Origin of the sequence: Cryobacterium sp. TMT2-18-2, from assembly GCF_004402245.1 — a bacterium.
GTDB lineage: Bacteria > Actinomycetota > Actinomycetes > Actinomycetales > Microbacteriaceae > Cryobacterium > Cryobacterium sandaracinum.
Window position 1 is genome coordinate 26,059 of record NZ_SOFU01000021.1, and the last position, 18,469, is coordinate 44,527.

General features: G+C 68.0%; 22 protein-coding genes and 1 pseudogene. 19 read left to right on the forward strand and 4 right to left on the reverse strand.

The window, feature by feature from the left end:
- The first annotated feature begins 14 nt into the window (after positions 1–14).
- The 9 genes from E3O22_RS06655 to aroB all read left to right on the forward strand — a co-directional run bounded on the left by E3O22_RS06655 (position 15) and on the right by aroB (position 9,041).
- Positions 15–392, forward strand: a complete 378-nt coding sequence (locus tag E3O22_RS06655) for a DUF948 domain-containing protein (RefSeq protein ID WP_134396140.1) — start codon at positions 15–17, stop codon at positions 390–392.
- A gap of 131 nt (positions 393–523) precedes the next feature.
- Positions 524–754, forward strand: coding sequence for a hypothetical protein (locus E3O22_RS06660; RefSeq protein WP_134396139.1), 231 nt, complete (start codon positions 524–526; stop codon positions 752–754).
- Between the two features lie 72 nt (positions 755–826).
- Positions 827–3,481 (forward strand): alanine--tRNA ligase, encoded by a 2,655-nt coding sequence (alaS, locus tag E3O22_RS06665; protein ID WP_134396138.1) that lies wholly within the window; start codon positions 827–829, stop codon positions 3,479–3,481.
- A 3-nt stretch (positions 3,482–3,484) separates the two neighbouring features.
- Entirely contained in the window at positions 3,485–4,009 is a 525-nt protein-coding gene (gene ruvX, locus E3O22_RS06670) for a Holliday junction resolvase RuvX (RefSeq protein ID WP_174720094.1), read from the forward strand.
- On the forward strand, positions 4,006–5,247 hold the full coding sequence (gene mltG, locus E3O22_RS06675) for an endolytic transglycosylase MltG (RefSeq protein WP_134396137.1): 1,242 nt from the start codon (positions 4,006–4,008) through the stop codon (positions 5,245–5,247). The genes ruvX and mltG overlap by 4 nt, the downstream gene beginning before the upstream one ends.
- Positions 5,240–6,145, forward strand: coding sequence for a shikimate dehydrogenase (locus E3O22_RS06680; RefSeq protein WP_134396136.1), 906 nt, complete (start codon positions 5,240–5,242; stop codon positions 6,143–6,145). The genes mltG and E3O22_RS06680 overlap by 8 nt, the downstream gene beginning before the upstream one ends.
- Before the next feature lie 5 nt (positions 6,146–6,150).
- Entirely contained in the window at positions 6,151–7,356 is a 1,206-nt protein-coding gene (gene aroC / locus E3O22_RS06685; protein ID WP_134396135.1) for a chorismate synthase, read from the forward strand.
- Positions 7,357–7,374: 18 nt separating this feature from the next.
- Positions 7,375–7,890, forward strand: a complete 516-nt coding sequence (locus E3O22_RS06690) for a shikimate kinase (protein ID WP_174722046.1) — start codon at positions 7,375–7,377, stop codon at positions 7,888–7,890.
- The gene (gene aroB, locus E3O22_RS06695; RefSeq protein WP_134396134.1) at positions 7,887–9,041 is read left to right on the forward strand and encodes a 3-dehydroquinate synthase; all 1,155 of its coding nucleotides are present in this window, start codon (positions 7,887–7,889) and stop codon (positions 9,039–9,041) included. The genes E3O22_RS06690 and aroB overlap by 4 nt, the downstream gene beginning before the upstream one ends.
- 296 nt (positions 9,042–9,337) lie before the next feature.
- On the opposite strand, the gene E3O22_RS06700 is transcribed toward aroB, so the two are convergent.
- Positions 9,338–9,631 carry a hypothetical protein gene (locus E3O22_RS06700; protein WP_134396133.1) on the reverse strand — a complete coding sequence of 98 codons (294 nt, stop codon included), beginning with the start codon at positions 9,629–9,631 and terminating at the stop codon, positions 9,338–9,340.
- A 2-nt stretch (positions 9,632–9,633) separates the two neighbouring features.
- Here E3O22_RS06700 and E3O22_RS06705 point away from each other — a divergent pair, with 2 nt between their 5' ends.
- The 5 genes and pseudogenes from E3O22_RS06705 (at position 9,634) to E3O22_RS06725 (ending at position 13,518) form a co-directional block, all read left to right on the forward strand.
- On the forward strand, positions 9,634–10,257 hold the full coding sequence (locus E3O22_RS06705) for a hypothetical protein (RefSeq protein WP_134396132.1): 624 nt from the start codon (positions 9,634–9,636) through the stop codon (positions 10,255–10,257).
- A gap of 83 nt (positions 10,258–10,340) precedes the next feature.
- Positions 10,341–11,864, forward strand: a pseudogene (locus tag E3O22_RS06710) (aldehyde dehydrogenase family protein).
- Between the two features lie 139 nt (positions 11,865–12,003).
- Positions 12,004–12,414, forward strand: a complete 411-nt coding sequence (locus tag E3O22_RS06715; protein WP_134396131.1) for a DUF779 domain-containing protein — start codon at positions 12,004–12,006, stop codon at positions 12,412–12,414.
- Between the two features lie 97 nt (positions 12,415–12,511).
- The gene (locus tag E3O22_RS06720; protein WP_134396130.1) at positions 12,512–12,940 is read left to right on the forward strand and encodes a hypothetical protein; all 429 of its coding nucleotides are present in this window, start codon (positions 12,512–12,514) and stop codon (positions 12,938–12,940) included.
- Positions 12,941–13,017: 77 nt separating this feature from the next.
- On the forward strand, positions 13,018–13,518 hold the full coding sequence (locus tag E3O22_RS06725) for a histidine phosphatase family protein (RefSeq protein WP_134396129.1): 501 nt from the start codon (positions 13,018–13,020) through the stop codon (positions 13,516–13,518).
- A gap of 90 nt (positions 13,519–13,608) precedes the next feature.
- Here E3O22_RS06725 and lepB (E3O22_RS16290) read toward each other — a convergent pair whose 3' ends face one another.
- The 3 genes from lepB (E3O22_RS16290) to E3O22_RS16705 all read right to left on the reverse strand — a co-directional run bounded on the left by lepB (E3O22_RS16290) (position 13,609) and on the right by E3O22_RS16705 (position 14,917).
- Positions 13,609–13,884, reverse strand: a complete 276-nt coding sequence (gene lepB / locus E3O22_RS16290) for a signal peptidase I (protein ID WP_241976544.1) — start codon at positions 13,882–13,884, stop codon at positions 13,609–13,611.
- Complete coding sequence (gene lepB / locus E3O22_RS06730; RefSeq protein WP_241976545.1) at positions 13,779–14,342, reverse strand: signal peptidase I; 564 nt, start codon at positions 14,340–14,342, stop codon at positions 13,779–13,781. The genes lepB (E3O22_RS16290) and lepB (E3O22_RS06730) overlap by 106 nt, the downstream gene beginning before the upstream one ends.
- 128 nt (positions 14,343–14,470) lie before the next feature.
- Positions 14,471–14,917 carry a DUF1508 domain-containing protein gene (locus E3O22_RS16705; RefSeq protein WP_134396128.1) on the reverse strand — a complete coding sequence of 149 codons (447 nt, stop codon included), beginning with the start codon at positions 14,915–14,917 and terminating at the stop codon, positions 14,471–14,473.
- On the opposite strand from E3O22_RS16705, the gene cyoE reads away from it, so the two are divergent.
- The 5 genes from cyoE (at position 14,832) to E3O22_RS06760 (ending at position 18,380) form a co-directional block, all read left to right on the forward strand.
- Positions 14,832–15,782: a heme o synthase gene (gene cyoE, locus E3O22_RS06740; RefSeq protein WP_166784584.1), complete on the forward strand. Its 951-nt coding sequence runs from the start codon at positions 14,832–14,834 to the stop codon at positions 15,780–15,782. The genes E3O22_RS16705 and cyoE overlap by 86 nt on opposite strands.
- A gap of 46 nt (positions 15,783–15,828) precedes the next feature.
- Positions 15,829–16,278: a type II 3-dehydroquinate dehydratase gene (locus tag E3O22_RS06745; RefSeq protein WP_134396126.1), complete on the forward strand. Its 450-nt coding sequence runs from the start codon at positions 15,829–15,831 to the stop codon at positions 16,276–16,278.
- Positions 16,279–16,388: 110 nt separating this feature from the next.
- Positions 16,389–16,949: an elongation factor P gene (gene efp / locus E3O22_RS06750; protein ID WP_134396125.1), complete on the forward strand. Its 561-nt coding sequence runs from the start codon at positions 16,389–16,391 to the stop codon at positions 16,947–16,949.
- Positions 16,949–17,368, forward strand: coding sequence for a transcription antitermination factor NusB (gene nusB / locus E3O22_RS06755; protein ID WP_104100510.1), 420 nt, complete (start codon positions 16,949–16,951; stop codon positions 17,366–17,368). Before efp ends, nusB begins: the two co-directional genes overlap by 1 nt.
- A gap of 22 nt (positions 17,369–17,390) precedes the next feature.
- Positions 17,391–18,380, forward strand: coding sequence for a DUF4190 domain-containing protein (locus E3O22_RS06760; protein WP_134396124.1), 990 nt, complete (start codon positions 17,391–17,393; stop codon positions 18,378–18,380).
- Positions 18,381–18,469 lie beyond the last annotated feature (89 nt).

An 18,469-nucleotide genomic window follows, 5' to 3' on the forward strand; every position in this document is an offset into this window, starting at 1 on the left:
TGGATGGTTGGTCAATGTCTGGTGGAGATATTGTCGGGCTCGTATTCGCCGCTGCCTTCGTGATGCTGGTCGGGTTCCTGGCCCTGCCCCTGGTCAAGCTCGGTCGCGTCTTCGACGAGACGACCGCGGCCATCCGCGACCTGACCCACACCGTCACCCCACTGCTCGAGGAATCCACCAAGACGATTCAGGAGACCAACGCGCAGTTGGCCCGGGTGGACACCATCACCTCGAACGTGGCGGATGTCACGGGCAACGTCTCCGCTCTGGTCGCCCTCGTCTCGGCGACCGTCGGCGGCCCGCTGGTCAAACTGGCCGGCTTCTCCGCGGGGGTTCGCGCGGCTCTCGGGGCTGCCCGCCCGGGCGGCACCCGCCGCCGCCGCCACAGGTAGTCGGGTACTCTGGAACGGAGCCGGCCCGTCTGGGATTCGCCGGTCAGACGGTCGTTCCAGACGTTCAACCGCCGTGAACCGACCTTTTCACCACTTTTCAGGGTCTGCACACATATTCAGGGAGCATCGCTATGAAGAATTTCATCTGGTTTGTCGTCGGCGTCACCACCGGGCTGCTCATCGCCCGCGAAGCCGGCAAGACGCGTCAGGGGAAGCAATTCTTCGCCGATCTGGACACCAAGGCGCGCGAATTCGGTGAGGCCATCTCGGACGGCTACCGCAAGCGTGAGGCCGAGCTGCGGGACGCCATCGGCGACATCGCGTCGGAGACCGAAGTCACGATCGAAAAACTCGCCCAGTAAGTACTCGGCCAGTACGTGCTCGCCAGGTAGGAATCATCCATATCTTTTTCACTACAACGAACTACGGAACTAATGCAGACTGCTGAAATTCGCGGGCGCTGGCTCGACTTCTTTGCCGATCGCGGTCACACCGTCGTCCCCTCCGCTTCGCTTGTCAGCGACGACCCCACACTCCTGTTCACGGTGGCCGGGATGGTCCCGTTCGTACCGTATTTGACCGGTCTCGTGCCGCCCCCCTACCCGCGAGCGACGAGTGTTCAGAAATGCATCCGCACCAACGACATCGAAGAGGTCGGCAAGACCCCGCGTCACGGCACCTTCTTCCAGATGAACGGTAACTTCTCGTTCGGCGACTACTTCAAGGAACAGGCGATCGGTTACGCCTGGGAACTGCTCACCAGCTCGGATGCCGATGGCGGCTACGGCTTCGCCGAGAAGGACCTCTGGGTCACCGTCTACGAGGACGACGACGAGGCCTTCCGGTACTGGCGCGCCCTCGGCCTGCCCGAGCACCGCATCCAGCGTCTCGGCATGGACACAAACTACTGGTCGACCGGTCAGCCCGGGCCTGCCGGGCCCTGCTCCGAGATCTTCTTCGACCGCGGCCCGGCCTACGGCATCGACGGCGGCCCGGCCACCGACGACGACCGGTACGTCGAAATCTGGAACCTCGTCTTCATGCAGTACCTCCGCGGCGAGGGCACCAGCAAGAACGACTTTGTCATCCTCGGCGACCTGCCGAAGAAGAACATCGACACCGGCATGGGGCTCGAACGTGTCGCCTTCCTCAAACAGGGCGTTCAGAACATGTACGAGATCGACCAGGTGCGCCCGGTCCTCGACCGGGCCGCGGAACTGTCCGGTCGCCGCTACGGGGCCGGTCACGACGACGACGTGCGGATGCGCATCGTCGCTGACCATGTGCGGTCGTCCCTGATGCTGATGAGCGACGGAGTGATGCCGTCCAACGAGGGCCGCGGGTACATCCTGCGCCGCCTGATGCGCCGCAGCGTGCGTGCCATGCGCCTCCTCGGCGTCGACGCCGCGACCTTTCCCGAATTGTTTCCGGCCTCGCGCGACGCCATGGCCGGCGCGTACCCCGAGGTCAAGGCCGACTACGCCCGCATCAGCCAGGCCGCTTATGCCGAAGAGGAGACCTTCCTGCGCACCCTCGCCAGTGGCAGCGCCGTGCTCGACCTCGCCGTCGCGAAGACCAAAAAAGCGGACCAGGTCGTTCTGCCGGGCGACACCGCGTTCCTCCTGCATGACACCTACGGCTTCCCGATCGAGATCACCCTCGAGATGGCCGAGGAGGCCGGGCTCAGCGTCAACCGCGAGGCCTTCGACACACTGATGGCCAAGCAGCGCGCGATGGCCAAGGCCGACGCCAAGGCCAAGAAGACGCACCTCGCCGACCTGTCGGTCTACAGCGCATTCCGCGCGGCGGGGGAGACCGTCTTCACGGGCTACGACGCCCTGCAGACCGAATCCAGCGTGCTCGGGATCATCGTCAACGGTCTCTCCGTCGACCGCGCCGTCTCCGGTGACATCGCCGAGGTGATCCTCGCCGAGACGGCCCTGTACGCGGAGTCCGGCGGGCAAGAGGCCGATGCCGGTTTGATCGTGGGCACCGGCTACGAGCTCGAGGTGCTCGACGTGCAGAAGCCCGTCAAGGGCCTGATCAGCCACAAGGTGCAGGTGCGGTCCGGCGAGGTCGGCGTCGGGGACTCCGCCACCAGCGTCGTCGACCCCGACTGGCGCCGCGGTGCCCGGCAGGCGCACTCCGGCACGCACGTGCTGCATGCCGCCCTCCGCCAGGTGCTCGGCCCGAACGCCCACCAGTCCGGCTCGTACAACAAGGCCGGTTTCTTCCGCCTCGACTTCTCCTGGAACCAGGCACTTTCCCCGGCAACCCGAAGCGAGATCGAAGAGATCTCCAACAACGCCATCCGGGACAACCTGCCCGTGCTCACCCGGGAGCTGCCCCTGGCCGAGGCGAAGGCTCTCGGAGCGATGGCCCTGTTCAGCGAGAAGTACGGCGATCGAGTCCGCGTCGTCGATATCGGCGGCCCCTGGTCTCGCGAACTCTGCGCGGGAACCCACGTAGCCTCCAGCGCCGAGATCGGCATGATCAACCTGGTCAGCGAGGGTTCTGTCGGTTCCACGAACCGCCGGGTGGAGTCGTTGGTCGGCCTCGAGGCCTTCCGCGACCTGGCCGCCGAGCGCGCCCTTGTCTCCCAGCTGACCTCACACCTGAAGACGCCGCGGGAGCAGTTGCCAGAGCGCATCAACGAGCTCGTGCAGAGCCTCAAGGCCGCCGAGAAGAAGATCGCCGCGTTCGAGGCGCGGGCCCTCTCCGACAGGGTGCCTGCCCTCGTCGCCTCGGCAAAGCTGGTCGGTTCCGTCACTGTCGTGGCCGAGCAGGTCGGCACGCTGGGCTCCGCTGACGACCTGCGGATGCTGGTCACGGCCACCCGCACGCAGCTCGGCAGCACCCCGGCGGTCGTGGCCCTCGCGGCCGTGGTCGCCGACAAGCCCGTCGTCATCGTGGCCACCAACCCCGCGGCCCGGGAGGCCGGGCAGCGTGCGGGAGCCCTGGCGAAGCAGGTCGCCGGCATCCTCGGCGGCGGCGGCGGCGGCAAGGACGACCTCGCCCAGGGCGGCGGCACCGACGCAGCAGCCATCCCGAACGCCCTCGCGGCCGTTCGATCCGCCGTAGCAGGCTGAACCATGCGTCACGGTGTGCGGGTCGGAGTCGACGTCGGGAAAGCCCGGATCGGCCTGGCCCGCAGCGACGCGCACGGCCTGCTGGCGACCCCGGTCGAGACCGTCCACCGCGACCACTCCGGCAGCCTGGACGTGGCCCGGATCGTGGCCGTGGTGGCCGAGCTCGACGCCGTTGAGGTGGTGGTCGGGTTGCCGCTCGCGCTCTCCGGCAACCGCACGGCGTCGACCAACGATGCGGTTGGATTCGCCGAACTGCTGGCCCGGTCCCTGACCGTTCCGGTTCGCCTGGTCGATGAGCGTCTCTCCACCGTCGCGGCGCAGTCGGTCCTGCGCTCTGCGGGGCGGAAGGCCAAAACCCAGAAACCCGTGATCGACCAAGTCGCCGCGGTCATCATCCTCCAGCACGCCCTCGACACCGAACGCACCCTCGGCACGCCCGCCGGCACCGCCGTCGAACTCGTGCGCGACCAGCTTCCAGCCGGGCCCCCACCAGCTGCCGCACCGAATGAAGGGCAGCCTCAACGATGACACCCCCTCCCGCCGACAGCACCGGAGCCCCGGCCGAGCCGGGCGACCCGACAAGCCCCATCGACCCGGCGGACCCTCTCAGTTCGCGTCGGGCCATCCGTGAGTCACGGGGCGAAGGCACCCGGTCCAGTCGTCGCGCCCTGCTGGACTCCGCTCCGGTGCCGCAGAAGAAGGGCCGCCGGGGCGCCTGGGGCTGCCTGATCGTCTTCCTGATCCTGGCCGGACTCGCCGGTGCCGCCGCCGTCCTGCTCCAGGAGCCGATCGGTGCCGTGATCGGCATGGTGCAGGGCCCGGCGGACTACGACGGCGCCGGAGACGACGAGGTCATCGTGATGATCCACGACGGTGAAACCGGTCAGGACGTCGCGAACTCCCTCGTCGCCCAGGACGTGGTGAAGAGCTACGACGCGTTCTACGAGGTGCTCCGCGCGGAGAGCCCGGCACCCGTCTTCCAGCCCGGCGCCTACCGTTTGGCCGGCAAGATGAGCGGCCGAGCCGCCCTCGACGCCCTGCTCGACCCGGACAACAAGCTAGAACAGACCGTGGTGATACCCGAGGGGACCACGACCGCCTCGGTGCTCCAGCTGATCAGCGAGGGCACCAGCATTCCCTTGGCCGATCTCGAGGCTGCGGCCGCCGACGTCGAGCCCTACGGCCTGCCGGGCGAGGCAACCACCCTCGAGGGGTTCCTGTTCCCGGCCACCTACACGTTCCCCCCGGAGACCACGGCGCCCGAGGCCATCCGCACGCTCGTCGACCGACAGTTCGAGGCTCTCGACGCTGCCGGGGTCGCGCCCGAGAACCGCTGGAAGACCATCGTTCTCGCGGCCCTGATCCAACGCGAAGCGGGGCTGACGGAGGATTTCTACAAGGTCTCGCGCGTGTTCCTGAACCGGCTCGACCCGGCGCAGTGGCAGAGCGGGCTCCTGCAGTCCGACGCTACCGTGGCCTACGGGACCGGGGCGACCGACCGGGTGAAGACAACGGATGCCGAACGCGTCGACGCCGTCAACGCCTTCAACACTTATGTGCACCCCGGGCTTCCCGTGGGGCCGATCTCGAACCCCGGCGACATCGCGATCGACGCCGCCGTGAACCCCGCCGACGGTACCTGGCTGTACTTCGTGTCCTGGAACCTCGACACGGGGGAGACAATCTTCTCCACCACGATCGCGGAACACGACGCCGCCGTGAACAAATGGCTGGCCTGGATGGAAGAGAACCCCGAATATGGTTGAGCCCGAAGCATCCGTGCCGGCCCCCACCCTTGACCCTGTCCGCGTGCGTCGCCTTGCGGTGCTGGGCTCGCCCATCGATCATTCCCTCTCCCCGGCACTGCACCGGGCCGCGTACCAGGCGCTCGGCCTGGACTGGCGCTACGACGCCGTGCGGGTGCCGGCGGGCGGACTGCCGGACTTCCTCGCGTCCCTGGGCGCAGACTGGCGCGGCCTCTCCCTCACGATGCCCCTCAAGCACGAGGTCCAGGCGCAGCTCGACGGCATCGACCGGGTCGCCGCTCAGACCGGCTCCGTCAACACGGTGCTATTCGGTGAAGTCGACGGCCGGCGCACGTTGCAGGGTTTCAACACGGACGTCACCGGCCTGGTGCGTGCCCTCGCCGAAGCCGGAGTGCACCGCGCGGTGCACGTGTGCCTGCTCGGCGCCGGAGCCACCGCGGCATCCGCCCTGGTCGCAGCGGCTGAGCTGGGGGCGGAGCTGGTCGACGTGCTCGTGCGCACCCCGGCGAAGGCGGCCGATCTGGTCGAACTGGGGCAGAGCCTCGGGGTCGTGGTACGGGCCTACCCGCTCACCGACCTGCCCGACCCTGCCCGCGTCAGCGAGCTGGTGATCAGCACCCTGCCCGGGGGCAGCGACCCGGGCGCCGAGTTTCCCGCCGGGCTGCGCCGGCAGGCGCTCCTGTTCGACGTGAGTTATTCCCCCTGGCCCAGCGCCCTCGCCCGGTCCTGGTCGTCGGCGGGCGGCACCGCGGTGTCCGGAGAGGGGATGCTGCTGCACCAGGCCCTGATCCAGGTGCGCATCTTCGTCTCCGGCGACCCGTTCGAACCGCTGCCGAACGAGGACGTGGTGCTGCACGCCATGCGCGGCGCCCTGACCGGGAAGGCTGTGACAGGATAGTGGTCATGCTTCGTTGGCTCACCGCCGGAGAGTCCCACGGCCCCGAACTCATCGCCATTGTCGAAGGTTTGCCCGCTGGAATCCCGGTCACCCTAGATGCGATCCGCCGTGATCTTGCGCGCCGCAAACTCGGCTACGGCCGAGGCGCGCGCCAGAAGTTCGAGCAGGACGAACTGAATATTTCCGGCGGCGTGCGCCACGGCCTCACCATGGGCGGACCGGTTGCCCTGCGGATCGGCAACACCGAATGGCCCAAGTGGGCCGAGGTGATGAGCCCCGCACCGGTGGAGACCGCGTCCGCGCGCGGCCGCGGCGCCCCCCTGACCCGTCCCCGGCCCGGCCACGCCGATCTGGTCGGCATGCAGAAGTACGGCTTCGGCGAGGCCCGCCCGGTACTGGAGCGCGCCAGCGCCCGGGAGACCGCGGCACGTGTCGCGCTCGGTGCCGTCGCCCGGTCGTTCCTGGCCGAGCTCGGCATCACCCTCGTCAGCCACACCCTGTCGATCGGGGCGGTTCGCGTGCCCGTCGACGCCCCGCTGCCGCTGCCCGGCGACGTCGACGCTCTCGACGCCGACCCGCTGCGCTGCTTCGACGCCGTCACCTCCGCCCGGATGGTGGCCGAGGTCGACCTGGCCCACAAGGAGGGCGACACCCTCGGAGGGGTCGTCGAGGTGCTGGCCTACAACCTTCCTCCCGGACTCGGGTCGTTCGTGCACTGGGACCGCCGCCTCGATTCGCAGCTGGCGGCCGCGCTGATGGGCATCCAGGCCATCAAGGGGGTCGAGGTCGGGGACGGTTTCCTGTCCACCACCCGGCGCGGCTCGGAGGCGCACGACGAGCTTGTGCAGGCCGACGGTCGCATCCAGCGGGTCAGCGACCGGGCCGGCGGCACCGAAGGCGGCATGAGCACCGGAACAGTGTTGCGCGTGCGCGCCGGCATGAAGCCCATCTCCACCATCCCGCGCGCCCTCCGCACGGTTGACGTGGCCACGAGCGAGGCTGCCCCCGCGCACCACCAACGGTCGGATGTCTGTGCAGTGCCGGCCGCCGGCGTGGTCGCGGAGGCCATGGTCGCTCTGGTGCTCGCGAACTCGGTCCTGGAGAAGTTCGGTGGTGACTCCATCGTGGAAACGCGCCGCAACCTGGATTCCTACCTGGCCGACATTCCGGCGAATCTCCAGACGGGCGCGTCCAGCGACGCTTCCCTGTAGAGGCGCCGGAGAACCACAATGGCCGCGCCGTCGCATCCTATCCTGCCCCTCGTCTTCATCGGTCCCATGGCCGCCGGCAAGACCAAGATCGGCCGGAGAGTGGCGAAGTCCCTCGAGGTGCCGTTCATCGACACCGACCACCGCATCATCGCCCTGCACGGGCCGATCACGGACATTTTCGCGCAGCACGGTGAAGAGCACTTCCGGGTGCTTGAACGCCAGGCCGTGGTGCAGGCCCTCACCGAGCAGGCCGTGGTCTCGCTCGGCGGGGGAGCCGTGCTCGACGCGGAGACCCAGGCCGACCTTGCCGGGTGCTCCGTGGTGTACCTGAGCGTGTCCGCTCGAGCCGTCGGCGCCCGGATCGGCGGGGCGAAACGGCCGCTGCTCACGGGCGGCATCGCCGATTGGAAGCGCATCTACGGCCTCCGGCGCCCGATCTATGAGGCGCTGGCCGGCATCCGTTTCGACACCTCGCACCGTCCCCTGGACGCCATCGCTGATGACGTCGTGAAATGGACCAAGAAAAGATCATGACCGGAGCACCTGTGCCTGATTCCACCGAGCCCGCAACCGAGACCACCACCGAGCCCAACCGCGAGCCCGCCACCGAGCCCGCCACCACCATCATCACGGTTGCCGGCGCCGACAGCTACCCCGTTCTGATCGGTCGCGGCCTCGTCGACGACGTCGTCGAACAGCTCGGCCCGAAGGTGGCGAAGGTGCTCATCGTGCACACCTCACACCTGGGCGCCCGCGCCGTCGCCCTGCGCGAGAGCCTGCTCGGCAGGTTCGAGGTGCTGATCGCCGAGGTGCCCGACGCCGAGGCTGCCAAGCGGGTCGAGGTGGCCGCGTTCTGCTGGCAGGTCATGGGCCAGGCGGACTTCAGTCGAACGGATGCCGTGATCGGCTTCGGCGGCGGCGCCGTCACCGACCTGGCCGGCTTCGTCGCCGCGACCTGGCTCCGCGGTGTGCGCCTGGTGCAGATCCCGACCAGCGTGCTCGGCATGGTCGACGCCGCCGTCGGCGGCAAGAACGGCATCAACACCGCCGAGGGCAAGAACCTTGTCGGCACCTTCTACGCGCCCGCCGCCGTCATCTGCGACCTGGACGTGCTCGACGACCTGCCGCGCAACGAGATCCTGGCCGGCTTCGCCGAGATCGTGAAGGCCGGGTTCATCCAGCTGCCCGAGATCCTGGACATCGTCGAAGCGGATGTCACGGCCGTCACCGACCCGCACTCCCCGCAGTTCCGGCGCGTGCTCGAACTCGCGATCGGGATGAAGGCCCGGGTCGTGGGGGAAGACTTCAGGGAGTCCGGCCTGCGTGAGATTCTGAACTACGGGCACACCCTCGGCCACGCCGTCGAGCACGCCGAACGCTACGGCTGGCGGCACGGGGCGGCCGTCGCCGTCGGCATGATGTTCGCGGCGGAGGTCGCCAGGCTGAGCGGTCGGCTCTCGGACGAGGCCGTCGACCGGCACCGTCGCATCCTCGAATCGCTCACCCTGCCCACCACCTACCCGGTCGGCCGCTGGAGCACCCTGCTCGCCACCATGCAGCGCGACAAGAAGACCCGAAGCGGCATGCTGCGATTTATCGTGCTCGACGACATCGGGAAGCCGACCGTGCTCGAAGGACCGGACTCGTCGTTGCTGTTCGCCGCCTACCAGGAGATCGGCTCCTAACCATTCGCGCCGCATCGGTGGGCCTAGACTAATTCCCAGACCGGGGCAGCCGATCGCCGCTGACCGGACCTGTTCGGAGGTTACATGACGAGTCCGTGGATCGTCCGTGCGGCCGGCGAGAGCGGCGGCGGAGACTTGCGGACCTGGCGGCGGCCCATGAGGCGGCAGTCACGGAACGGTTCATCGGTCCGGGCGTGCGCAAACTGGTGCAGGAGTCCTGGCAACGGTCGCTCGCCCTCGCCCTCAGCCTTGATCCGCTGAGGCTCGTCCCCGAACACGAACTCAGCTCCGACGAGCTACGCGAGCTGCGCGACCGGCATCCGCTGGCCGCCGTGCTCCCGGTCGTACACAACCTGCTCATCCGGCACGCCTTCCACTCCGGCCTGATCGTGGCCATCGGTGACGCGTTCGGCCGTCTGCTCTGGATCGACGGTGACCGAACCGTGCGGAGCAAGGCGGAGGGGATGCTGTTCGTCGAGGGGTCGGACTGGTCCGAGCGCCGGGTCGGCACGAGCGCGCCGGGCACGGCCCTGGCCCTCGATCACGGAATCCAGATTCAGCGGGCCGAGCAGTTCAACCAGTTGGCGCATCCGTGGAGTTGCACGGCCGTGACCACGGTCGGCTCGACAACGCCGGTGGCCCGGTGGAGATCAGCCCCCGGCACGCCGAGATCCTCACCCTGCTGGCGTGGAACCGGGACGGGCTCTCCGCCGACCGGCTCTCGCTGCTGCTCACCGACCAAACCACCGCGGTCGACAACCTGCGGGCCGAGATGGTGCGGCTGCGCAGGGTGCTCGAGCAGACCAGCCCCCGTATCGGCATCGCCTCCCGGCCCTACCGGCTCGAGACGTCCGTCGAACTGGACGCCCAGCGGGTGCTGGCATCCCTGGAGCGCGGCGCGCACCGAGTGGCGTTGGGGGCTTACCGGGGGCCCGTGCTACCGAGCTCGACCGCGCCCGGAATCGTCCAGATCCGCGCCGAGATCTCTGCGCGGCTGCGGCAGGCCATGCTCAGCGACGCGTCCGCTGAACTCCTGCTGGAATACGCCCGCACCGACGAGGCCACCTACGACGCTGAGGTCTGGCGCGCGTGCCTCGAACTGCTACCGGCGCGGTCGCCGAAGCGGGCATCCGTGGTCGCCCGGTTGAACCGGATCGAGGACGAGCTGCGCCCTGACGGCTCCGCGGCCCCCGCCCGCAATATCCCGCAACGCTGAGGCAACGTTCTCCTTCCTAGGATCAAGGTCCAGGTCCGCGTCCCGCGGTTCCGCACCGACAACGTCGTCGACGAGGAGACATCATGACCGTCTATTCCAACCCCGGAACACCGGGCGCCCTAGTCACCTTCAAACCCCGCTACGAGAACTGGATCGGCGGCGAGTGGGTCAAGCCCGTCAGGGGCCAGTACTTCGAAGACATCTCGCCCGTCAACGGGAAGCCGTTCGCCGAGGTGGCCCGCGGCACCGCGGAGGATATCGAACAGGCCCTGGACGCCGCGCACAGGGCAGCGCCGGGGTGGGGCAAGACCTCGTCGACCGAGCGCGCGGCCGTGCTCAACAAGATCGCCGACATCATCGATGCGAACCTCGACCTGCTCTCGGTCGCCGAGACCTGGGAGAACGGCAAGCCGGTGCGCGAGACGTTGAACGCGGACATCCCGCTCTGTTCCGACCACTTCCGCTATTTCGCTGCCGCCATCCGCGCCCAGGATGGCGACCAAGCCGAGCTGGGCGGCGACATGGTCTCCTACCAGTTCCACGAGCCGCTCGGCGTCGTCGGGCAGATCATTCCGTGGAACTTTCCGCTCCTGATGGCCGTCTGGAAGCTGGCCCCGGCCCTCGCCGCCGGCAACGCGATCGTGCTGAAACCGGCCGAACAGACCCCGGTGTCGATCCTCGTGCTGATCGAACTGATCGGCGACGTGCTGCCGCCGGGAGTGCTCAACGTCGTCAACGGTTTCGGCATCGAGGCCGGCAAGCCGCTCGCATCGTCCAATCGTATCCGCAAGATCGCGTTCACGGGAGAGACCTCGACCGGGCGTCTGATCATGCAGTACGCGAGCTCCAACATCATCCCGTCGACCATGGAGCTCGGCGGGAAGAGCCCCAACATCTTCTTCAGCGACGTCGCCCAGGAGAAGGACGCGTTCTACGACAAGGCCCTGGAAGGGTTCGTGCTCTTCGCGTTCAACCAGGGCGAGGTGTGCACCGCGCCCAGCCGGGCGTTGCTGCAGAAGCCGATCTACGATGATTTCCTGAGCGACGCCGTCGAGCGCACCCGCAAGGTCATCCAGGGCAACCCACTCGACACCGCGACCCAGGTCGGCGCGCAATCCAGTAACGACCAGCTTGAGAAAATCCTGTCCTACATCGACATCGGCAAGCAGGAGGGTGCGAAGCTGGCGATCGGCGGCGAGCGGGTCGACCTCGGCGGTGAGCTGAGCGGAGGCTACTATGTGCAGCCCACCATCTTCGAGGGACACAACAAGATGCGCCTGTTCCAGGAGGAGATCTTCGGCCCGGTGCTCGCGGTCACGAGCTTCACCGACTACGACGACGCCATCTCGATCGCCAACGACACGCTCTACGGTCTCGGGGCCGGGGTCTGGTCCCGCAACGGCAACATCGCCTACCGGGCCGGGCGGGACATTTAGGCTGGCCGCGTCTGGGTGAACAACTACCACGCCTACCCGGCGGGGGCGTCGTTCGGTGGCTACAAGAGCTCGGGCATCGGCCGGGAGAACAACAAGCTCGCGCTGAGCGCCTACCAGCAGACGAAGAACCTGCTCGTGTCCTACAGCGAGAACGCCCTGGGCTTCTTTTAAACTCCGGCGCCGGTCCGGCCCGCGCTGGAGCACAGGCCGGACCACACGAAGCGCGTCACCGGGGTCGAGGCCCAGGGGCCGTCGAGACACGAATCCTCGGCGGCCCCCGGGCCCGGCCCTCAACCAGAAGGGAACGGCCATGCCGGAGAAAGGCGTCACCGCATCGATCACCATCCCGGGGGAGATGATTCCGCGGGTGGCGCTCACCGCCGTCGCGGTCGAGCTGCTCCGCAGCCTCTGGGACGAACACGGTCCACTGATGTTCCACCAGTCCGGGGGCTGCTGCGACGGCTCCTCGCCCATGTGCTATCCGGACGGCGAATTCATCACCTCGGACCGGGACGTACTCCTCGGCCGCCTCGACATCGCCTCACCGGGAGAGGCCGCGCAGCCGCTCGACTTCTGGATGTCGGCCGAACAGTTCGACTACTGGAGCCACACCTTCCTCACGGTCGACGTCGTAACCGGCCGCGGCGGCGGATTCTCCGTCGAAGCGCCGCGCGGTGTGCGGTTCCTGCTGCGCTCCCGGCTGATGGACTCGTCCGAGTAGTCCGTGCCCACGGAGTCCTCTCCTCCACCGCTCCCTCCCGGGCCCGGCCTCGTGGACGGGGACCGCGACGGATGTCCGCGCGTCCAGTCTGGGTGGCATGACAACCCCTCTGCGCGTCGAAGACGCTGCCCCAGTGACCACGACCGAGCAGGCGCAAGTCCGGGTGGCCGACCTCGTCGGCCACGCGATTAGCCGCCAGCTCTGGTTCATGCTGCTCGACGCCTGCGGGCGGCAGATTCCCCTGCTGATCCCGGTCGACGACATCCCGCTCCGTCCGAAACCCGGCGGTGCCGCCGACATGGCCGCGGCGGTCGTCCGGCTCCTGTCCGAGCACGGCCCGGGCGGCAGCGTCATCCTCACCCTCGAGCGACCGGGCACCGCGGCGCTGACCGCGCCCGACCGGGCCTGGGCCCGGGAACTCGTCGAATCATTCGGCAAAGTGGTGCGCATCACGGGCATGTTCGTCGCCCACGACGAGGGCGTCTGCGAACTGCCGGCCACCGTCGCGGATGCAGTGGCAGACTGACAGGATGATGATCAGCGGTGAGCGATTCGAAAGTGTCAACGCCTGTGTTGCCGGCCGGGTGGACGCGGGGCCGGTCGATGTCTGAACGCACCCTGATCCTGTTGCGGCACGCCAAGTCGGACTGGGCGGGCGGCCAGGCCGACGTCGACCGGCCGCTGGCAAAACGTGGGGTACGGCAGGCGCCGCTCACCGGAGCGTGGCTGTCCCACGGCGGCTACCGTATCGATCTCGCGGTCGTGTCACCGGCGGAGCGCGCTCGGGCCACCTGGGACCTCGTGGCGGCCGAGTTCGAGAGCGCTCCGCCGATCCGTATCGACCAAGCCGTGTACGCCACCTCGGCCGGCGAACTGCAGAGCATTATTCGGGCGCTGCCGGGCTCCGCGCACACCGTCGTCCTGGTGGGCCACAATCCCGGCCTCGAGGATCTGGCCACCGCTCTCGCCGGCACGACCGTGTCCCTGCCGACCTCGGCTTTCGCCGTGATCGGATGGGAGGGACCCTGGTCGTCCGCCGGAGAGTCCCCGGCGGCACTCCTGGCCCAGGGCCGGCCGCCCAAGGTGAACGCGCCTCCTCGCTAGCGGCGCAGGGCTGCCATGAACGCGCCGAGGACGAGGACGACCGCGGCGGCGACCGATCCCGTGGTCAGGCCGCGGGGCGGGGGCGGCGGGTCAGCCGCCGAGCCAGGACCAGTGGCTGAGCGGCCAGTTGATCACGAACGCTCGGCCGACCACATCAGAGACGGGCACGAATCCGTTGCCGGGTGTGTCCGTGTGCAGCCGGCTGTCCGCCGAGTGGTAACGGTTGTCGCCCTCGACCCAGAGACCGCCGGCCGGCACGGTCACGGAAAAGTCGTAGTCCGACGTTCGGATGGCCCCGGGCGGCAGCTTGAGGTAGGGCTCGGTGATCGGCTCGCCGTTGACGGTGGTGCTGCCCGCGCGTCGCAACAGGCCACATCGTCGCCGGGGAGGCCGATGACGCGTTTGACGAGGTGGTCATCGGAATCAGGAACCCGGAGGCCAACCTCACCGGCGAGCCACTGGATGCCGTCGACAACGGTGTTCCCTGCTTCGATCGGGGCCGGCTCGACCGGACCGAGCCATCCGCCGGGATCCCTGAAAACGACGATGTCGCCGCGATCGATGTCGACGACGTCGGGGACGAGCTCGTTCACGATGATGCGGTCGTCGATCTGCAGGGTGTCCTGCATCGATCCGGTCGGGATATAGAACGTGCGGATCAGGAAGGCTTCGGTCAGAAACGAGACGACCAGGGCGGTGACCAGGATGACGAGCAGGTCCCGGAGGACGCGACGCCTCCGTGGTGTGCGGGCGTTGGCGCTACCCGACGCAGATCCGCGCCAGGCGGCGCGGGGCCGACGACCCGCGCTCTCGTGGTCTGTCAATTTCTCCCCTGACGTGACGCGTGATGGGCCAATTCGACCGCTGCTGGGCGGCTGCAGGGCCAGGGTGAGCTGAACACGGATGCACCCCTGTCGCCACGAGGATGACGTCGCGGAGACAGGTGCTGGCCTCAGTGCGTGCGGCGGCTGCGTGGGCTGACGTTGGAGCGCAGAGAATCAACCTTTTTCCGTGCCTCGTCCTCCGTGCGATAGGTCTCCGGCGACGGGATGCTCTGCCCGTTGTCCGCTGAGAAACAGAATCGGTAGTTGCCCGACTGGTCCCGATAGATTGTGAATCTTCCGGCCATGTCACACCCTTGTCCTAGGCCTGGCGCCGACCAAACGACCGGCTTCGACACCCTACCGCCCGGGATCAGCGCCGGATAGAGGAACCTCGGCGCGTGCCAGTGTGAATCGGCCGGAACGGGTCGCGCACAGATTCGGCGGCATATGATTGACCACGACCGACGACCCGATGGGAACCCTTTCCGCATGACTGCGCGCGTACCATTCTTCGTTCGCAATCGGGTGGACGGCACCGACGGGGCTCTCGCCGGCCGGGCCGACGGCACGGGCATCCGTGACACGATCACGCGGTACTACTCCCTGACCAAACCCGGCGTTCTCTACGGCAACGCGTTGACAGCCGCGGCGGGCTTTCTGCTCGCGGCCCGAGGCCAGGTGGATCTTTTCCTGTTCGCGGCGCTCTGCCTGGGTACCACGCTCGTGATTGCGTCGGCCACCGTGCTCAACAACGTGCTCGACCGCGACATCGACACGGTGATGGAACGCACGAAGAAGCGGGCCACGGTCACCGGCCGCATCGGCGTGCGGAACGCGGTCATCTTCTCAAGCCTGCTGTTCGTTTTCGGCATGGCGACGCTCATCGCCTGGACGAACTGGCTCGTCGTCGCCGTCGGCCTGGGCGGCTTCCTCGTCTATGTCGTGCTGTACGGCATGCTGTCCAAGCGCATGTCGATCCACGGCACCCTGGTCGGCAGCGTCTCGGGCGCAGCGCCCATCCTGGCCGGCTACGTCGCCGTCACCGGCGCCATCGACATCGCAGCCGTGCTCGCCTTCCTGGCCGTGTTCCTCTGGCAGATGCCTGAGTTCTACTCCATCGCCATCTACCGCCACGACGAATATGCCCGCGCCGGCGTCCCCGTCATCTCCGTGGTGCGGGGCGTCCCGAACACCACAGTTCAGATCCTCGTCTACACGGTCGGATTCGTTGTCTCCACCCTCCTCTTGTCGGTATTCGGCTACGTGGGCTACGCCTACACGGCGGTCATGGGCGTGCTCGGCGCATATTGGATCTGGCTGGGTGTCATCGGCCTGCGCGCCGCCGATCCCGCCACCTGGGCCAGGCGGATGTTCCGCTACTCGCTGGTGATGATCCTGGTGTACTGCGTGATGATCTCGGTCGGGCCGATCCTGCCCTGATCCTGCCCTGGCCCTCGGCGTCCGCGTCCTCCCTTAGGCTGTGGGAATGAGTACAGTTCTCGTTCTGAACGGCCCGAACCTGGGGCGGCTCGGCAGTCGCGAACCCGACGTTTACGGGTCGGCCGACCTCGATCAGCTGCGCACGATGCTGACGCGGGCCGCCCCGGCGGGGATGACGGTCGACGTGCGCCAGACGGATGACGAGGCCGAGCTCATCCATTGGCTGTACGAGGCCGTCGACGAGCGCCTTCCTGTCATCCTGAACCCGGCGGCGTTCACGCACTACAGTTACGCGCTGCGGGATGCCGCCGCTCTCGTGACGAAGGCCGGCGTCACCCTGGTCGAGGTACACCTGTCCAACCCGCACGCCCGGGAAACGTTCCGCCACACGAGCGTCGTCAGCGCCGTGGCCACCGGGGTGATCGCCGGGTTCGGCTTCGATTCCTACCGTCTGGCCCTGGACTTCATCGCGAGGTCGGTGCCGGCGACCGCCTGACCGGCCGGGTCTCGCGCCTTTGGTGCGCGGGCTGCGGGCAACTACACTCGTTGATGGCCGATTCGGCCGCGCACCTTTCTAATTGAACCCAGTGAACGGAACACATTTTCATGGCATCAACCGCCGATATCCGGAATGGCGTCGTGCTCAACATCGATGGCCAGTTGTGGGCAGTCACCGATTTCCAGCACGTCAAGCCGGGCAAGGGCGGCGCCTTCGTCCGCACCAAGCTGAAGAACGTCGTGACGGGCAAGACCGTCGACCGCACCTTCAACGCCGGCGCGAAGATCGAGACCGAGAACGTCGACCGCCAGGACTTCCAGTATCTGTACGCGGACGGCGACTCCTACGTCTTCATGGACGTGTCCGATTTCGATCAGCTGCACGTACCGGCCGTCGTTGTGGGCGACGCCGTCAACTTCATGCTTGAGAACCAGAACGTGACGATCGCCCTGCACAACGACAACCCCCTCTACGTCGAGCTGCCGGCCTCCGTCGTTCTCGAAATCACCTACACCGAGCCGGGCCTTCAGGGCGACCGCTCAACCGGCGGTACCAAGCCGGCCACCGTCGAAACGGGCTTCCAGATCCAGGTTCCCCTGTTCCTCGAGCAGGGCACCCGAGTCAAGGTCGACACCCGCACCGGGGATTACCTGGGCCGCGTCAACTAGTGAGCGCTCGAACCAAGGCGCGCAAGCGTGCGATCGACATCCTGTATGCCGCAGACGTGCGGCAGAGCACCATCCCGGAGTCGCTCGCCCTCGAGGCGCAGCGCGCCGCGAGCGAGCCGGCCCGGATGGCCTCCTGGCTCTACGCCCGGGACATCATCGACGGCGTCGTGGATCACCGCGAGGAGATCGACGAACTCATCGAGACGTACTCGCAGGGCTGGACGCTGGCTCGCATGCCCGTCCTCGATCGCGCCATCCTGCGCATCGGTATCTGGGAGATCCTCTTCAACGACGCCGTTCCGCACGCTGTCGCCATCGACGAGGCGGTCGAGGCCGCCAAAATCCTGTCGACGGATGACTCGGCGGGCTTCGTGAACGGACTCCTCGGGCGCATCGCCCAAACCGCACCATCCGCGTAATCCGTTCTGCCAGGGGGATCGCATGACCAACACCGAGCCCGCACCGCCCCGCGACCCGGAGCCGTATCCGCCAGCCTACGGACAGGCGCCCTTCCCGGCGGCGCCGAAGACGAACACACTGGCGATCATCTCCCTGGTGTCGGCGTTCTTCGTCTCCCTGGCGGCCGTGATCACCGGGCACCTTGCCCTGGGGCAGATCAGGCGTACCCATGAAGGCGGCCGGGGTCTGGCGATCACCGGGCTCGTTCTCGGCTACGTGGGCATCGCCGCCACCACCCTGGCGCTCGTGATCGCCGTCGTCGTCGCCGCGACCGTGATTCCGCTCATCGCGGCGGCCGTGAACGGAGCCGTGGGCGACCAGCCGTGGAGTTCGTCCACGAGCGAGCCGCAGACGGATGAAGCGAACGCGGATGCGTCGCAGGAAGCCCTGCCCACCGGCACCGTCGGCGCGGCCCACTTCGACGACGGCTACCTGTCGGTCGGCACCGGCGCCGCGCTCGTCGACGTCTACTTCGACCCGATGTGCCCGTACTGCCGGCAGTTTGAGGAGACGAACGGCGGCGAGCTGGCTGTCCTCGCCACTGACGGGACCATCACCTTGCGGCTGCACTCGCTCACTTTCCTCGACCGGGTCTCGCAGGGAACGGCCTACTCGACGAGGGCATCCGCCGCCCTGACCTGCCAGGCCACTCTCAACCCGGAGAACCTGCTCGCCTTCCAGGCGGCCCTGTTCGCGAACCAGCCCGCCGAGAACTCCGCGGGGCTCGGCGACTCGGAGCTCGCGGCCCTCGTCGACAACCCCGTCGACATCGACGACTGCCTCGCGGCCGGCGAGTACCAGGCCTGGTCCCGGGCCAACACCGAGCAGGCCCTGAACGGCATGATTGCGGATGCCGAGGTCACCCGGATCCGGGGCACGCCGACCGTGCTCGTGAACGGCAGCGTCTACGACGGCGGACTGACCGACCCGGCGGAATTCCTGGGCTTCCTCAGTAGCAACTCGGTCGGCTGAGCTCAGCCGCCGTGGTCTCAGGTGGAGACCGTGATGCCGGCAACGGTGCCGGCGACCAAGGATGGCCAGGCCGAGCGCAGAAAGTGGTG

Coding starts and splice junctions, on each gene's coding strand:
- E3O22_RS06655 (WP_134396140.1), top strand. CDS start 15: ATGTCTGGTGGAGATATTGTCGGGCTCGTATTCGCCGCTGCCTTCGTG.
- E3O22_RS06660 (WP_134396139.1), top strand. CDS start 524: ATGAAGAATTTCATCTGGTTTGTCGTCGGCGTCACCACCGGGCTGCTC.
- alaS (WP_134396138.1), top strand. CDS start 827: ATGCAGACTGCTGAAATTCGCGGGCGCTGGCTCGACTTCTTTGCCGAT.
- ruvX (WP_174720094.1), top strand. CDS start 3,485: ATGCGTCACGGTGTGCGGGTCGGAGTCGACGTCGGGAAAGCCCGGATC.
- mltG (WP_134396137.1), top strand. CDS start 4,006: ATGACACCCCCTCCCGCCGACAGCACCGGAGCCCCGGCCGAGCCGGGC.
- E3O22_RS06680 (WP_134396136.1), top strand. CDS start 5,240: ATGGTTGAGCCCGAAGCATCCGTGCCGGCCCCCACCCTTGACCCTGTC.
- aroC (WP_134396135.1), top strand. CDS start 6,151: ATGCTTCGTTGGCTCACCGCCGGAGAGTCCCACGGCCCCGAACTCATC.
- E3O22_RS06690 (WP_174722046.1), top strand. CDS start 7,375: ATGGCCGCGCCGTCGCATCCTATCCTGCCCCTCGTCTTCATCGGTCCC.
- aroB (WP_134396134.1), top strand. CDS start 7,887: ATGACCGGAGCACCTGTGCCTGATTCCACCGAGCCCGCAACCGAGACC.
- E3O22_RS06700 (WP_134396133.1), bottom strand. CDS start 9,631: ATGCGCCAACTGGTTGAACTGCTCGGCCCGCTGAATCTGGATTCCGTG.
- E3O22_RS06715 (WP_134396131.1), top strand. CDS start 12,004: ATGCCGGAGAAAGGCGTCACCGCATCGATCACCATCCCGGGGGAGATG.
- E3O22_RS06720 (WP_134396130.1), top strand. CDS start 12,512: ATGACAACCCCTCTGCGCGTCGAAGACGCTGCCCCAGTGACCACGACC.
- E3O22_RS06725 (WP_134396129.1), top strand. CDS start 13,018: ATGTCTGAACGCACCCTGATCCTGTTGCGGCACGCCAAGTCGGACTGG.
- cyoE (WP_166784584.1), top strand. CDS start 14,832: ATGACTGCGCGCGTACCATTCTTCGTTCGCAATCGGGTGGACGGCACC.
- E3O22_RS16705 (WP_134396128.1), bottom strand. CDS start 14,917: ATGCCCGTGCCGTCGGCCCGGCCGGCGAGAGCCCCGTCGGTGCCGTCC.
- E3O22_RS06745 (WP_134396126.1), top strand. CDS start 15,829: ATGAGTACAGTTCTCGTTCTGAACGGCCCGAACCTGGGGCGGCTCGGC.
- efp (WP_134396125.1), top strand. CDS start 16,389: ATGGCATCAACCGCCGATATCCGGAATGGCGTCGTGCTCAACATCGAT.
- E3O22_RS06760 (WP_134396124.1), top strand. CDS start 17,391: ATGACCAACACCGAGCCCGCACCGCCCCGCGACCCGGAGCCGTATCCG.